Raw genomic sequence first — 15,109 nt, forward strand, 5'->3', positions numbered from 1 at the left:
GACCAGTGGTCCTCGTCGGTGACGACGACGGGTGCCTGCAGGTAGCCGAGCGACTTCACGTGCTCGAGCGCCGCGGCGTCTTCGGAGACGTCGTGGATCTCGTACTCGATGCCCTTGGCGTCGAGCGCGCGGTAGGTCGCGTTGCACTGCACGCAGGAGGGCTTGGTGTAGACGACCACCCGGGGATGATGCGTTGGATGCATCATCCCCGCCTGGTCCGTGGTCTGGGCGTGCTGGTTCATGGTTACCTCTTCTCCTTCTGGGTTTCAGCGAATGCTGCGAGCGCAGCGGTGATGGTGGTGGGGGAGTCGTAGGGCGCGGTGTCGAGCAGCTGTGCGGTCACGTCGGCGCCGGCGCGGTGGAGCGCGATGCGGATCGGCTGCGAGTGCCCGGTCCATTCCAGGGCGTTGTCGGCGGTGTGCAGCTGGTAGCCGGCGTTTACGAGTGCGCGGTGCAGGGTGGTGATGTTCCCGGCGAGCAGCTGCACGGTGGTGGGGGCGGTCTGCAGCTGGGCGCCGGCGCCGACGATGGTGGTCACGAGCGCGGTGATGTCGGTGCGGCGGGCTAGGGGCTTCGGGCGGCGGGTGAGGTGGCTCTGCGCGAAGAAGGCCGCGGCGGCGGCATCGGCGGCCGCTTGATCGGTTTCGGTGAGGGCCGCGGCCTGGCGGGCTTGCTCGGCGCGGCGCTGGGCGCGTTCGGCGTTCTCGCGGTTGATGCGCTCGAGGGTGGTCTCGCCTTCGGTGAGCTGGGTGAGCTTGCCGAGGCGCCAGGCGAAGTTCGCGAACGGGTCGCGGAGCTCGTCGTACCGGGCTGGGGGGAGCTTGCCGGCGGCGATCAGGGCGTCGAGGGCCTCGCTGAGGCTCTTCACGGTGTAGCGAGCGGGGGTGATCCGGTTGCGCTCGAGCACGCGCATCAGGTTCCCGATGTGCTTGCGGCCGCGGAGCGCTCCGGGCGTGAGGGGGGCCCCTTCCTGCGGCCTGGTGCCCTCGGCGAGCAGGAATCGCTGCAGGATGTCCCACGCGAATCGCTGCATCTCGACGGCGCGAGGCTGCCTTTCGGGCTTGGGGTAGCTCTTCTTCCTCGGCTTAGGCCGCGGAGCGGCCTTCTTGCGCGCTCCAGCGCGCATTGGTGACTTCTCTGAGAGGTAAGAGGACTCGTTAACTGAACCCGTACCGGGTAGGTGGAAAGTATCCACAGACGAGGCGGCGGAATGGTGCTCAGAGACGCCAGGCGCGCCCGTGTGGGCCTGTACGGCTCCGGCCGGCATAGTGAGAGCGCGGACGGATGCTGCAGCCTCCTGGTAGCGCCCGTGTGCGGCACGAGCCTTGGAACGCTCCTGGGGGGAGAGGTGACGGCCCCGGATGATCGTGACGGCCAGGCCGAGCTTCTCGATCACGCGTCGCGCGGTCCCGACCTGCCGGCTCGACATGCCCACCCGCTTCGCGACCGTCTCGTGCGACGTCATCACACCGCGACCCGAAGTGCCATCAGCAGTCTCGGCGTCGACCCGCGCGACCACCATCACCGTGTCGATGTTGACGCGGCCCTTCCACAGGCGCATTCCGTCGACGGATTCGAGCATCTCGCGCAGCAGCTGCAGCCAGGAGCTCCGCGATCGCCAAGCCGGCACCGTCGCATACGCGCCGTCCTCAACGGGGATCGACCACGACGCGCAACCACCCGTTGCGCCCCGCTTCGATGCGCGTGAGCGAGCCCCGCCATGCGGACGGGTTTCCCGAGGCATGGCGAAGCGATCCCAGTCGTAGCTTGGCTCGCGAAGATCGAGCCGGCGGGATTCCGGTTCAGCATCCGACGAAATTTGCTTGCAATTTTCTTGCAGATTGTCAGCAGAATTCGCGCTTAGATGCTGGAGATAACTCCAGCGCTGGAGTAACATGAGATCACCTCCAGGTGCCTCCTGGTTGGTACGACAAAGCCCCGGGTGCCCTCCCGGTGCGATACACAACTCGAGACGCCGACCGGCAAGTCAGCTTCGAGAGCAACTGAATTCAGATCTGAGGCGGCAAACTTCAGGGATCTGAACCCCAAGCGAACGGGCCCTCTGCTTCGGCAGGGGGCCTCTTGCGTTAGACCGTGTCGATAGGCAGCTCCCCATCGCGATCGAACGGGGGCACCCACGGCGGGATCCCCTGGTCGGTGAGCGGCAAATTCGCGACCATCTGGTCTACGAACGCCGAAGATGACATGCCCGACAGCTTCGCGAGCTGCTTCACACGCTCGCGCGTGCTGGTCTCGATGCGCCAGCTGATCAGTACGGGACTCTCGATCGAGCCGACCTTCCGACGGGGCGTGGCATCGCTGTCGGAGACATACGGCTGCTCGACCCATGGCGGGACGCCCTGAGGCGTCAACTCGAGATGCTCGACCATGCGATCGACGAACTCCGACGCAGACATACTGGCCCGCTTCGCGAGGTCGTTCACGCGACTGCGGGTGGCCAGTTCGATCCTCCAGCTGACCAGCACTGGATCCGCCACGGCGCCCATCTTTCGACGCGGCTTCTTCACGCGCACTCGGGGTTCGATCGGATCGGACATAGGGCCATGCAAACACATACATGTGCCCAGGCCGTGGATTAACAGGCGGCGCGCCGTACCAGCTTCGCATGCCGATCATCGCGCCTCCGGGTCGATCGGGGTGCGGGTGATGACCGAGGTGCCGCGGGGGACGGTCTTGGAGCCGGGCTCTCCGGTGCGGAAGTCGCGGTAGGAGAAGGTAACGGAGTCGTCGTCCTCGTCATCGAGAGTGGAGTCGTCGTCGACGAACTCGACCAGGCCCCATGTGTCGCTGTCGGACTCGACGAGCATGAGAACTCCCTGATGGGCGAGATCGCCCCCGGGAGTGAGGAGCTCCTCGGGGAACGCGTCGGCCGCGGGGGAGTAGCCGGCGAACATCTCCTCCTCGTCGGAGATCTCGGGGTCTTCCGCCTCGGCCTCGATCTGGATGCGCTCGAGGAGCGCGACGCGGGAGGCCTGCTTCTCCTCGGCCGCCTGGTCGGCGATCGCGCGGGAGATCTTCACGGACGTGTCGACGAGCGAAGGGTCGCCAGCGGAGATGATCCGCGTGTCCATGTAGTCGTTGTAGTTGAGCGCGTCGACCTTGTCGTCGCCGTCGAGGTCGACGAAGCGGTCGTCGGGGTCGACGATCTTCATGAGCTCGTGGATGCGCTCAGCGGGCTGCATCTGCTTGACGAGCTGCAGGTCGTTCTCGAAGACCCAGACCTCGGGGCGTTCCGGGTCGGTCTGGTAGGGGTCGGGTGTCCAGTAGCCCTGGATCTCGACGGGCTCGCCGGCCTTGTTGTAGGCGATGCCGCGGCCGCGGATCTGGGCCGGGATCGTGGTGCCGGTGACGAAGTTGTTCCACATCATCTTGGCGCCCTCGGCGGAGAGGCGACCCCAGCTGATCCGGAACCCGAAGTTGTCGCGCATATCGCCGGTCATGAACTCGGCGTCGGGGCGCTGCAGGCCGACGACGATGTGAATGCGCATCTTGCGGCCGAGGGAGGCGATGTCGCTGATCTCGTCGAGGACGGGAGGCTGCGTGCTGGCGCCCTTGGGCTTGACCATGCGGTACCAGCGCAGCAGGGCGTTGCGGAACGTCTTGAACTCGTCGATGACGAACAGGATCGGGGTGAAGTCCTCGAGGCGCTGCTCACCGTTCTCGTACGCGGCCATGCGCCGCTGCATCTCCTGGTAGACCTTGTGCGCGACGCGGGCCTGGTGGTCGACGCGTCCGGCGATGAGACGCACGTTGAACCAGGTGCGCAGGCCCAGCATCTCGAAGCGCTTGCCGTCGATGCCCCAGATCTCCCACCCGTGCGCGGCGAGGTACTCGGTGATCCCGAGGAGGCAGACGGTCTTCCCGCGCCCGGTCTTGCCGGTGGTGAGGACGTGCGCGTCGTGCTTGGGGCGCCAGCTGATGGTGTGGCCGTCCTCGTCGACGCCGATCGGCACGGCGAGGTCGTCGTAGGTTGCGAGCGGGTCGACGGTGGCGGGCGCCACGGAGGGGTTCTCGATCACGGGAGGAAGCTCGGGGCGGGGTTCGATCCAGAAGCTGTCGTTGGGGAGATCCCAGAACCCGCGCCACCGGCCCTCGAGCACTCCGGAGATCTGCGACTCGATCGACGCGCGCACGCCGGAGCGGGAAAGCTTGGGCGCCACCTCGTACTTGACGGTGATCCGGGTGACTCGGGTCTCGGTGATCTGCTTGTCGCCGACGGTGCGCGTCACCGGGGTAGTGGCGACCGTGGTGGACGCTGAGGTGCCGAACGTCTTCGCGATGATCAGCTTGGAGCGGTCGATCTTCTCGTCCCGCTCCCGGTCAGCAGCGCTGTTCGGCGCGGCGACCAGGCGGATCCGGTTCTTCGACTCCTTGCTGATGCGGTAGGGGACCTTGTACTGCTTCTTGGCCTGGCGCATCACCTCGGCGATGTTCTCGGGTGCGTCTTCGTCGAGGAGCGGGTTGTAGACGATGTCGATGCGCTGCGGGACGCCGATCCACCCGCCCCGATACCGGGAGGGCACGATCTGCCTCAGGTCGGGATCCGGCCAACCGAGGAGGACGTGGCCGCGCAGCAGGAGCAGATCAGCGCTCTCGCGACGCTCGCGGGCACGGAGGTAGGCGGCGATGATTGCCGGGATCCCCAGGATCGTTGCGACGCAGATCAGCACGACCACCGTCATGTTCCCGGCGAGGTAGGCGCCGGTACCGCAGGCAGTTGCGATCAGCAGGACGATCAGGATCGGGGCAACGGGGGCTTTCTTCTGCGGGAGCTTCGATCCCGGCATCAGCATGCGGTTCACCGCTGCTCACCGGCCTTGCGCGCGAGCGCCCTGCGCTCGACGGTGCGCCGCACAAGCATCGCACCGAGAAGCACGATCGCCACGAGGACGCACACGGCGATGATGATGCGCGGCAGATCAAGGCCCGCCCCGTCGCCGATCGGGATCAGCACGTTGTCCGTGACGAGGATCTTCCAGTTGATCAGCATCTTCTGGACGGGCTTGAAGACAGACGCCAGGAGCGCTGGGCCGGCGAGGAGCGCGACCAGGATGACCAGAAGGGCGTCGGTGTCTTTTTCGTTCATGGGGTGCTCCTCGAAATCGGCGGTCTCACTCACTAGGGGTGCGTTGCGGTGACCGGAGTGGACAAATTCATTTCCGGGATCGTGGGGGAGAGGTCAGTGCGAACACCTGCCAGCGGCCCGGAGCGGCGCCCTCCTCGGCCTGCCGGATCAGCTCGAGCTGCCAGACGCCGGCGTCAGAAGGCACGTCGACGGTGACCTGCGTGGAGCTCGGCGCCGCGGCGACGGTCGAGGGGCCGGTGACGGTTGCGCCTCGGATCGCCTTCGGGTCGGTGTCCTGCCACATGTACCGGGCCTCCACGGTCATCGACGGGGACACCGCCGCCCACCACTGGTCGTAGGGGAGGGCGTGGTTCAGGAACTGAGGCATCAGCTGCTCGGCCAGGTCCGCAGCCTCCTGCTGGCTCTTCAGGGACGCCGTGTCCCCTCCTGAACTGCCGGCGGTGGGCAGCATCAGCGGACGGGTCTCGTGCGCGGTTCCGGGGGGCGTGGGCGTCGTTTCAGGGGCAGGTGCGGCGCAGCTGGTGAGCAGCAGAGCGCCAGCGAGGATCCCGCCGATGATGAAGGCCTTGGTCATGGTCATGCGCTCTTCTCCTTGCCCCAGTACTCCCAGTGCCAGGCCTCCCGCGGGCCGGATCCGCCGGGCTCGGCCCAGTCGGGGTGCTTCCACCCGTAGGCGGCCGCGTTCTGCTTGAGCCACGCGTACGTCGCATCGCTCTCGCTGATCGTGTAGTGCTGCTGGGTGCCGACGTCGATGGCCAGTCCCCAGCCGTGGTTGCTGGTTCCTGGGGTGGCTGCTCCGTCGCCGTAGGTGGCCTTGTCGCGGACCTGCTGGTCGAAGTCGCGGTACCCGTCGTTGATCGGGAGGTGGAAACCGTTGTCGGCGAAGAACTTCTGATCCATCGCGATGAGCGCCGCGGTGGCGTCGGGGCGGAGCGAGTGCTCGGGCGCCCAGGGGATCGGCTGCAGGGCGCTGCCGGGGATCCCGCCGTTGTTGTAGCCACCCCAGGGGCCCGGCTCGGTGCCGGCCGCGGCCGGGTAGTTGTTGCCGGCGGGGCCGATCTTGCAGGTGCCGGCGCCGGGCTGGGACGACAGCGGCAGCCCCGTGAGCGCGGAGACGACCTGGGTGGCCGGGTCGAGGAACCGCTGGTAGTCGTTCGCGTCGGCGTTGATCTGCGTGCGGTGGGCGGCGATGATCGGCGGCAGCGTGTCCCATCCGGGGACCTGGATCAGCGCCTGGAAGAACATCGTCGCGGACTTCTGCGGGTTCAGGCGGTCCGCGCGGCTTCCCCACTCGTCCTGCTGCTGGAACAAGCCGATCGAGGTTGTGCGGGATCCGTCCGGGTTCGTCCACCCTGAGGTCTCCCAGTCGCCGTAGTCGATATTGCGCAGCGACGACTCGTCCATCGCGGTCATCACGCCGATGACCTGGGCGTTGCCGCCGAGGTTCATTGCACGGGCGGCCGTGATGATGGCCTGCGCGTTGGTCAGCTGCTCACCCGAGTAGCCGGCGATCGACTCCGGGAGCGACCCGCTCGCCGGCGCAGCCGCCGACACCATCGGCGCCGGAGCTCCTGGTGCGCATGCGGCCGCACCGCCGGCGCCGAAGATGGTCATCGCCATCATCAGCAGGTACCCGCCCACGAGCACCACGGCGCCAACGGCGAAGCCGGCGATCGCGACGAGAACGCCCTTCTTCATCAGATGTTCCGCTCCGCGGCCTTCCGCAGCCGCTCCCGCAGCGCCGTCGACGCGCCACCCGTCGCCGCCGCAGGAGTGGTCGGCGCCGTGATCCGGTAGACGCCGCCGCGCTGCGGGGCCTCGCGCGGCATGACGCGGCTGACGCCGTCCTTGTCCACTTCGATGCGGCGCCCGAACCCGGTGAACGTCGGACGGTGCACGCTCCCGGATCCGGAGGCGGCCGGTGTGGACGGCTCGGACGAGCGGGTCCCCTGAGAGCGGGGCTCAACGGGGGCGGCGCTGTCCGGACCGGTGCTCTGGATCCCGCGCTGAAGGACGTACTTGCCGCCCTCTTTGGTCAGCGCGAGCACGGCGGCACTGGTGCCTCCGGTCGCCGCGGCGAGACCCACCGAAACGCCAGCGGTGAGGGCCTTCGCGGCCTTCTCCTTCACGCTGGTGCCCTTGCCCGGCCCGAGTGCTGCGGGGGAGGGGATCGCTTCAAGGGGCATCATCGGCACCGGCGTCTGCGTCTGCGTCGGTGCGGCGCCGGGACGGCTGCTACCGAAGAATCCGCCCATCGTGCCACCGGTGGTGATCACCGGAGCCACACCGCCGACAGCGGCGCCCGCGGCGTCGGCGAACATCTTCCCGCGCAGGTACGACTCCGCGAACCGTGTGGTCTGCCGGACGACGTTCTTCACCACCGGGCGCGCCTTCTGCTCGCGGGGGCGGCCGAGGCCGAGCCGGGCCATCCGGGCGGCGAACTTCTCCCCGGCCTTCTTCGCCTTGAAGAACTGCCAGACCAGGGTGATGATCATCGCCGTGACCATGAAGTCGAGGAACGCGAGCTGCGCGATCGCCGACAACCCGGGGATGCCCGACATGAGCGTCATGGCACCGGTGGTGAGCTTCAGGAACGCGGTCACGAGGATGATCGACATGCCGATGGTGAACAGACCCACGACGACGCCGGCCATGGCGCTGAACCAGGCATGACGTGCGATGGAGGGCAGGACTGCGGCGACGTTCGCGAAGAACCACTTCCCGGCGTTCCAGATCGTGAACCCGGTGGCCAGGAAGAGCACGAACCCGAGCGCGACCGCCATCGCCAGCAGGATGTTGGTGCCGTAGGTCGCGATGCCGGCGGTGACCACCGTGCCCCAGTTCGGGTTGGACGCGTAATCCGCGGCCGCGGGGTCACAACCGCGGATCGCGTCGCGCACCTTGCTGGTCGTTCCCGGGTCCCCCGGGTTGACCTGCATCATCGACGTGTCGAATGCCTTCACGCAATCTCCGGTCAGGACATGCCCGAAGGTGACTTCCTGCATCGGGACCCGCACCCACACGTCCATCACCTGGGAGAGCAGCGCGTCGTTGACGATCTGCTTGGCGTTGTCCGTGCTCGGTGGTGCGTTGAGATAGTCGCTGTTGTCGGACGCGATCGCCGCGGCGACCGACCCGGACCACTGCTGCGCCTTACGGATCCCCCCGTCCGGCCCGGTGACCATGCCGATCGGGTTCGCGAGCATCCCGGCGACGAGCGCGGCCGCGGTGAGCGAGAGGGCGATTTCCGTGATGCCGAGGGCAACGCGACCGTGCATGATCGCGACGATCCCGATGAGCGCGGCGGCGGTCATCGCCAGCGGTACCCAGCCGATCGAGGTGACGATCGAGGACAGCAGGTCGAAGATCGACTGCAGCGGAGGGGTGATCCAGTCGATCCACTCCATCGTGACCAGGAACTCGATGAACCACAGGCCCCAGGACAGTGAGACCACGTTCCAGATCCAGATCGGGTCGATGACCTTGCTCATGAACCACTGGTCGGGGTGGAAGATGTCGCCCCTATCGATCGGCAGGAACACGTAGTGCAGCATGTCGACGCCGCCGGAGTCTTTCGCGGTCAGCGCGCTCAAGTATGGGAGGGACTTCAGATCTCCGTCGGCCGCGTTCGCGATGATCGCGTTCCCGCCCAGCATCGAGATCAGCAGCCACCCTCCAACGACGATCGCGACGACCCGCACCGGGTGGCGAAGCACCCACCGGATCACACGGCGGATCCGTCGACGCGCCGTCGACGCCTCGACTGCGAGCGCGTAGAGGCTCATGCCGACACCTCCTCGGAGTCGGGCACCTTCTCCGCATCGGGCGTGGAGAGCGTGGCCTCAGCGCGCTCGGGGCGACGGGAGACCCGCGTGCGGATCTTGCCCATGCGCCCTCGGGCGTCACGGAAGAGGGCCTCACCGCGCCTGTCCAGCGGGACCTTGTTGTCGGGGCCGAGCGGCGAGAGCTGCTCCGTGATGAGCTTCACGTTCGACTCGTCCTTGCTGAACCCCTTCTGGAACCACTCCAGATTCGATTCGGCGGCGTCGGTGTCCGTCTGCCGGGTCAGAACCCGGTTCTTGATCAGCGCGCGCATCTCCGGCCCGCCGAAGTCACGGGCATCCTGCGATGCGATCAGGAGAGGAGCGCCGTGCTTACGGCCCTGGCGGAGGAACACCTCGGCTTCGGCGAGGCTGTGCGGGTTGACGGCGACGTGCTTGAACTCGTCCACCACCCACAGGGCGAGCTCGTTGCGGTTGCGGAAGCAGATCTCACGGCTCATGCGCGCGAGCAGCGCGTACATGGCGTTGCCGAAGATCTTGTCGAGACCCAGGCGCTGGAGCTGGGTCTCGTTATCCAGCTCCTCCTTCGTTGGCAGGGCGACGCCGTAGGTGAGGAAGACGATGCCTCGAGCGTCGAGATCAAGGACCGGCAGAGAGTCGTCGAACAGCACGGCACCGTACTCGGTTTCGCTGTACAGGCTCATCAGTCCGGCCAGCCGCTTCGCGGTCGAGTCGCCGCCGGCTCCCAGCTCCTTCAGTTCCTGGTGCAGATGGCTGATGCTGACCAGATTGTGCTCCTTCGCGCGACGCTCGTTGAGGACCGTGGCGAGCATGATGCCGTCATCGGAAAGCGGTGCGATGCCGAGCAGCGAGGCGCACAGCGTGTACATGTACGAGGCCCCGGCCTCGGCGCCGTAGATGCGCAGCGGGTCCAGCGAGTACTTCGGGTTCACCAGGTCGACGAGGATGGTCGAGGTCTGATCGAGGGTCTGCGCGAATGTCGCGTACTCGCGGACCTTGGACCCGTCGATCGCGACGAATCGGCCGCCGCGATCATGCACGCCGCCGATCGCGATCTTGATGAACACGGTCTTGCCGCCGCCCTGCTCGCCGGCCAGGCCGATCGATCCGGACACGTCGCCCTTGATCTGCCCCCACAGGTCGAGCAGGACCGGTCGCTCCATGCCGTTGCTGATGTTGTCGGCGATGAGAACGCCCTTGCTGTCACCGAGCTCCGTGCTGGTGAGTGGGGTGAGGGTTGCGAAGTGGGTTCCGGTGGTGAGCTCCGCGAACTCTCGGACGATGCGGGTGGTCGGGCTGCCGGGCCACATCGCCCACCAGAGAGCCTCCTGGCCGCCGATGGGGATGTCGAACTGGAACTCGAGCGAGTCGGCGAAGTACTTCCGCACGAACTCGGCGCGCGCGATGGCGCCATCGGCGGTGGAGTCGCCGACGGCGACGATGAACGTCGCCTGCACCTGGACTTCGCGGTCGTAAGCTCCGAGCTCCTGGTGGTATTGGTTCAGATCACTGGCCGCCACGTCCATCTCGCCGCCGGTACCGGTGATCGCGGCCGTGCCATCCTGCTGGTCCATCTGGTCGGCGATGTTCGCCTCGATCCGGGAGTTGCGGCGCTTCGCCTCCCTGGCGCTGATGCTCTGCACACGGAACACCCAGTCCGCGTTGACGCCGAGCTCGTCGAGCGTGCCGATCCAGTCGAGGTCCTCGTCCCATCCGCCCTTCGGGGTGCCGGACAGCGCGAGCATGCTCTGGTAGCTCGACTCCATCGCGCGCAGGTTCGTGACCTTCAGGAACCGCGCCTTGAGCGGGTTGCGGTGAGCGATCTTGCTGGTCGTGTCGGTCTGACCGCCCTCGTCCATGTGGAACGGGGGGTAGCTCTTCGGGGTGCTCACCTTCGCGAGGTGCTCGTCCAGTTGCAGCTGCCGGGCGCCCTGGGCGATCCCATCGGGACGCCGCTGCGGGGCGGGCGCTTCGTACAGGCCGCGACTGAGAGCGTGCGTCGCAATCCATACCTGCTCGGCGACGGTGGCGCGGCGTGGCATCAGGGCACCGGGGATCGCGTCCTCGATGTGCTTGGCGGCGCGCAGCGCGGCAACGACCGCGTCCGGCGCCGGCGGCGCGATCCGGAATCCCACGCGCTCCCGTGCGGAGTTCTCCGCCCAGCTCCACACACGGCGCAACTGATCCATCGGGGTCTTCGCCTTCAGCGGGACGGAGATCCAGAACTCACGGCGCCCGTGCGGATGTGCATCGAAGTCGTCCATGGCCAGGAGGACTTCCTCAGCAAGCATCGGGTGCTCGGATACGTCGATGCCGTCGAGCATGTTGTTCGCGATCTCCTCGGGAGAGACCATGCCGCCGAGGCCCATCAGCATGTACTCGCCGATGATGCCGTGGGCCAGCGCACGGTGGATGCGCCGTCGAGTTTCGTTGAGCTCGCTGCCACCGAGCCCCTTGGGGAGGCCTTCCAGGCGCCAGGTGGCCCAGACGACGCCGGAGTCGGTCCACTTCAGGTGGCCGATCATCGCGGTGTCAGGAACACGAATCGTCATGGTCAGCTCTCTTTCGCGCCGGCCTGCTCGAGCAGGCGGTCCATGCCCGAGGTGAAACGGCGGGCGGGTACGGGGGTGGGGGCGTTGGCCGGCGCCGTCTCCGTCTCTGCGACGACGGTTGCGGGGATCTGCGGGGCCTTGGCGGTGGATGGTGCGTGCTCGACGGTGAAGATCGCGGATCCGAGCCCCTCGTCGTCGAGCTCGGCGAGCAGAACATCCACGTGCACGACGTGTGGCTTGAGGAGTTTCACCGGCTGCCCGTCGACGGTCCCCGCCACGGGGCGGGTTGAGGCGTGGAACCAGTCAGTGAGCAGGTTCAACGGGGTGCGCCGCGTCGACGGGATGTGACCGGTGAGGAAGATGACGCCGACGGACGCCATCGCGAGCGCGACCAGGCGCACCAGAGGAAGACCACCCACCAGCGGGCCCCACACGGACATCGTGTTGTATCCGACGAACAGGACAACGCCGCCGGTCACAAGCTGCACGAGCGTGTAGGGCCCGCCGGGGATCCGCCACTCCCCGAGCTTCCCGATCAGGGTCGGGATCTTCTTGATGGCGGTGAACATCCGCGCCGTGCGGCGCGGAGTGGCGTCCGTGGTGCTCATGAGCCGTCGCTTACCCCGTGAACGTCTGGTTCCAGATACCGGCGAGGACCTCCATGCCGTTCCCGTGCACGATCCAGATTCCGAACGACGCGATCAGGACGCCGCCGATCACGCCGCCCACCGCCCAGCCCTTCTTCCAGCAGAGGAAGACGAAGCCGGCGAGGATCACGGTGAGCCCGGCGTCCTTGAGCAGCGTGTAGAGCTGGTTGTTGAGATCTGCTCCGGTCTGGATGAGGCCGCCGGACGTCTTGACGACAGCGGAGTGCACACCGGCTGCCGCGCGGTGTGCAAGGTCGAAGATGACGGTGTTCATGGTGTTGCTCCTTCAGTGGTGGTCGGTGACGGTGACGTTGTGGGCGTGGGTTTCGCCGGGGCGTGAGCGCCATCGGCCGGGGTCGGGGAGACCTCGAGGTCGGTGACCTCCCAGCGGCCGGCGCGGACGGTGAGATGGACGAAGTACGTCGCCGTGACGAGTTGCCCGTCCGCGGTCTTCAGCGCCACGGTCGCCTGGACCGGCATCACGGTGCCGTCCGCCGGCGCCTTGTCAGGGGCAGTGGGCGAGAGGAACGACACAGGGCTCAGCCCGGTGAACGCAGCCGGCGTCACCGGAGCGATCGAGACGCCCGGCGTCAGGTAGGAGTCGACGCTGCCCTGACCGGTGAGATACGCGGCGAGCATCAGCTGGATGGTCTGCGCAGCCGGGCTGTCCTGCGACAGCTGGTTGTTGAAGCCGACTCCCATCGACGTCGCCAGGCCCGGCCCCGCCTTCGGCGCCGGCAGACCCACCGCGGCGAGCGCGTTCTTGGCGGTGTCGATGTTGACCTCGAAGAACCGGCGCACCCAGATGGGGTCCTTGCCGTCGCTCTGCTTGGTCTTGATGTCGCTGGCGACGGTGACGGTGACCAGCGAGGTCCCGGTTGCCGGTGCGATCGAGGCGACCGACAGGTTGCGGTACTCGAAGGGCACCTCACCGAGGCCGGTGGGGACGGTGCTCACGTAGGGCTGCAGCGAGGACGGATCCGTACGGGTGGCGGACAGCCAGGCGCCGACGAGGCCGACGCCGTAGGCGCCTGCGCTCTGCTGCAGCACGGACAGCTGATCGCTCTGGGTCGTCGTCGCGGCAATGGGCTTGGGTGCCGGGCGGAACAGTGTGAGCGCGAGCGAGATCGGTGCGCACGCGAGGCAGATCAGCAGGAGCGTCGAGGTGGTCCGCTTTCCGATCGTGGAACCGTTCGTGAACGATGCTGACTGCGCCGGGAGGGTGGCGTTGGCAGTGGCGTTCTTCGGGTGGCCCTTCGGGCGGGTCTTGTTCGACTGGTCCTTCGGCGGACGCGTCCGGGTGAGGAGCTTCATCATGCACCGGCCTCAGGCACGTCGACCGGGCCGGTCGTGAGCCGCTCGTACTTTTCGATCGCGGACGCGTAGCGGGGCGACTGCAGGAACGCGAGAGCTCGCTGCCGGGTCTCCTCGCTGAGCAGCTTCTCGTGCAGGTCGAGGGCGATGTCCTGTCCCTCGTCGAAGACGTGGAGCACCTTGGCGTGATCCTCCATCTGCTCGATGAGGTCTTGGCCGAAACCGTCCTCCTCGTGGCGCTGAGTCTGCGAGCCCATCTGGTCACTCCCGATCCGGTGGACCCCGACGGGGCCCTCTCACCTACAAGGGGTGGGCGTGGGGGCGAGGTCTGGACAGATCCGTCAAGAAATTTCGGGAGCGGGTGAGTGACTACACGCGAAATCCGCGGAAATACGCGGATTCTCGGGTGGATGCGAGGGCGAAGTTCACGCGATTGGAGGCGGCGAATACACGCACGCGTACACGCGTGCTGAGGAGCGTCGAGGGCGATTCGATCCACAACGCCCGAGGAGCTCCTCATGTCCGCCACCGTTCAGCCGGCCCCGATCGCCACCCGTCTCAACACCGAATGGGAGTCCCGGTACGCGCACCGCGAGTATCTGTTCGGGGACCTCGGCATCCGCTCCTGCGCAGACCTGCTCACCGAGATTCGCTCCGGCGTTCGACGTGACAGCACGCCCGCGGAGCGCGACCGCACAGACGTGGTCCTGTACGAGCTGCTGACCCTCGCCCGCAGCGGCAACCGCGTCGCCGAGCGGCTCCTCGTGCAGGTGCTCCTCCCGGCCGCGCAGCGCATGGCACATCGCGTCCGTGCGCTCGACGGGATGGACCGCGCCGACCGGGTCGGCTACGCCATCACTTGCGCGTGGGAGGTCATCGGAGTCGAGTACAAGATGCACCTGCACCAGCGCGTGCACGCGAACCTCACCATGGGGTTGCTCAGCAAGCTCTCCGAGCGCACCCCGACCGACAAGGCCATCCACGACCAGACCTCCGCCGTCAGCAACGACGTCCTCGAGGCTGAACTGGGAGCCTGGACGGCGGCCGAGCCGCCCGTCGAGGTCCTCGCCTTGCGCCTGTTCACCTGGGCCGTCGAAACCGGCACGCTCACCCGCGAAGAGACCGCGCTCCTGGCCCGCGTCACCATGGGCGAGGATGAGGAGTCCCGGGAGCAGATCGCCGACTCGCTCGGCATCACCCTCGACAACCTCCACAAGCGCGTCCAGCGGATCCGCAAGCGCCTCAAGGTCGCCTACGCCGAGGCGTTCTAACCCCGGCGCCGGCAAGGATCGATCACAAGACTCGGGCCCGTGGCCTGCCTCCACCCTCCGGGAGGCACGCCACGGGCCCGTTCACGTGGCAGCCGAGCAGTCAGGGCAGCAGCGACCTGCGCAGCTGCTCGAGATGATCCTGAAGAGCGCTCACGTCGACCCGATAGACGAGCCGGTTGAATCCGCTGCGCGCACCGGCCATTGACGGATCCTTCCGCTCGAGCAAGACTCCCGCCTCGACGAGCGCGTCCTTGTGCGGACGCAGCGTCGTACGGCTCGCGCCGAGCTCCTCAACCAGGTCCGGCAGCGATGCGGACCCTTTCCGGAGGACCACCTGAAGAATCCCGATCCGCAGCGGTGACACCCCGAACGCCTTGAGTACAGCACCAAGGTCGTCGGGGGAGGGATCTGGCAT

The 15,109-nt window shown here is 67.4% G+C and carries 15 protein-coding genes; 1 reads left to right on the plus strand and 14 read right to left on the minus strand.

Translation table 11 applies throughout. The features are described 5' to 3' along the window. The 13 genes from ABD882_RS18645 to ABD882_RS18705 all read right to left on the minus strand — a co-directional run. A partial coding sequence (locus ABD882_RS18645; RefSeq protein ID WP_345189083.1) for a glutaredoxin domain-containing protein occupies positions 1-203 on the minus strand: 203 nt, incomplete at its 3' end. A gap of 41 nt (positions 204-244) precedes the next feature. Next, a complete protein-coding gene (locus tag ABD882_RS18650) occupies positions 245-1,630 on the minus strand; it encodes a hypothetical protein (RefSeq protein WP_345188991.1) in 1,386 nt (461 codons plus the stop codon). Positions 1,631-2,087: 457 nt separating this feature from the next. Then, positions 2,088-2,558 carry a hypothetical protein gene (locus ABD882_RS18655; protein ID WP_345188993.1) on the minus strand — a complete coding sequence of 157 codons (471 nt, stop codon included), beginning with the start codon at positions 2,556-2,558 and terminating at the stop codon, positions 2,088-2,090. Between the two features lie 75 nt (positions 2,559-2,633). Beyond that, positions 2,634-4,814: an FtsK/SpoIIIE domain-containing protein gene (locus tag ABD882_RS18660; protein WP_425563400.1), complete on the minus strand. Its 2,181-nt coding sequence runs from the start codon at positions 4,812-4,814 to the stop codon at positions 2,634-2,636. Between the two features lie 5 nt (positions 4,815-4,819). Continuing rightward, positions 4,820-5,107 (minus strand): hypothetical protein, encoded by a 288-nt coding sequence (locus ABD882_RS18665; protein ID WP_345188996.1) that lies wholly within the window; start codon positions 5,105-5,107, stop codon positions 4,820-4,822. Positions 5,108-5,174: 67 nt separating this feature from the next. Beyond that, on the minus strand, positions 5,175-5,687 hold the full coding sequence (locus tag ABD882_RS18670; protein WP_345188997.1) for a hypothetical protein: 513 nt from the start codon (positions 5,685-5,687) through the stop codon (positions 5,175-5,177). After that, positions 5,684-6,805 (minus strand): M15 family metallopeptidase, encoded by a 1,122-nt coding sequence (locus ABD882_RS18675; RefSeq protein ID WP_345188998.1) that lies wholly within the window; start codon positions 6,803-6,805, stop codon positions 5,684-5,686. The genes ABD882_RS18670 and ABD882_RS18675 overlap by 4 nt, the downstream gene beginning before the upstream one ends. Beyond that, positions 6,805-8,892 (minus strand): hypothetical protein, encoded by a 2,088-nt coding sequence (locus ABD882_RS18680; protein WP_345188999.1) that lies wholly within the window; start codon positions 8,890-8,892, stop codon positions 6,805-6,807. Before ABD882_RS18680 ends, ABD882_RS18675 begins: the two co-directional genes overlap by 1 nt. Continuing rightward, positions 8,889-11,462 (minus strand): ATP-binding protein, encoded by a 2,574-nt coding sequence (locus ABD882_RS18685; protein ID WP_345189000.1) that lies wholly within the window; start codon positions 11,460-11,462, stop codon positions 8,889-8,891. Before ABD882_RS18685 ends, ABD882_RS18680 begins: the two co-directional genes overlap by 4 nt. A gap of 2 nt (positions 11,463-11,464) precedes the next feature. Further along, positions 11,465-12,070, minus strand: a complete 606-nt coding sequence (locus ABD882_RS18690; RefSeq protein ID WP_345189001.1) for a hypothetical protein — start codon at positions 12,068-12,070, stop codon at positions 11,465-11,467. Between the two features lie 10 nt (positions 12,071-12,080). Further along, positions 12,081-12,383, minus strand: a complete 303-nt coding sequence (locus ABD882_RS18695) for a hypothetical protein (protein WP_345189002.1) — start codon at positions 12,381-12,383, stop codon at positions 12,081-12,083. Further along, the gene (locus tag ABD882_RS18700; protein WP_345189003.1) at positions 12,380-13,426 is read right to left on the minus strand and encodes a conjugal transfer protein; all 1,047 of its coding nucleotides are present in this window, start codon (positions 13,424-13,426) and stop codon (positions 12,380-12,382) included. The genes ABD882_RS18695 and ABD882_RS18700 overlap by 4 nt, the downstream gene beginning before the upstream one ends. Further along, positions 13,423-13,680 carry a hypothetical protein gene (locus tag ABD882_RS18705; RefSeq protein ID WP_345189004.1) on the minus strand — a complete coding sequence of 86 codons (258 nt, stop codon included), beginning with the start codon at positions 13,678-13,680 and terminating at the stop codon, positions 13,423-13,425. Before ABD882_RS18705 ends, ABD882_RS18700 begins: the two co-directional genes overlap by 4 nt. 261 nt (positions 13,681-13,941) lie before the next feature. On the opposite strand from ABD882_RS18705, the gene ABD882_RS18710 reads away from it, so the two are divergent. Then, positions 13,942-14,694, plus strand: a complete 753-nt coding sequence (locus ABD882_RS18710) for a hypothetical protein (RefSeq protein ID WP_345189005.1) — start codon at positions 13,942-13,944, stop codon at positions 14,692-14,694. Positions 14,695-14,794: 100 nt separating this feature from the next. Here the strand turns inward: ABD882_RS18710 and ABD882_RS18715 are convergent, their stop codons facing one another. Further along, on the minus strand, positions 14,795-15,109 hold the full coding sequence (locus tag ABD882_RS18715; protein ID WP_345189007.1) for a winged helix-turn-helix domain-containing protein: 315 nt from the start codon (positions 15,107-15,109) through the stop codon (positions 14,795-14,797).

Origin of the sequence: Microbacterium panaciterrae (genome assembly GCF_039541635.1) — a bacterium.
Classification (GTDB): Bacteria; Actinomycetota; Actinomycetes; order Actinomycetales; family Microbacteriaceae; genus Microbacterium; species Microbacterium panaciterrae.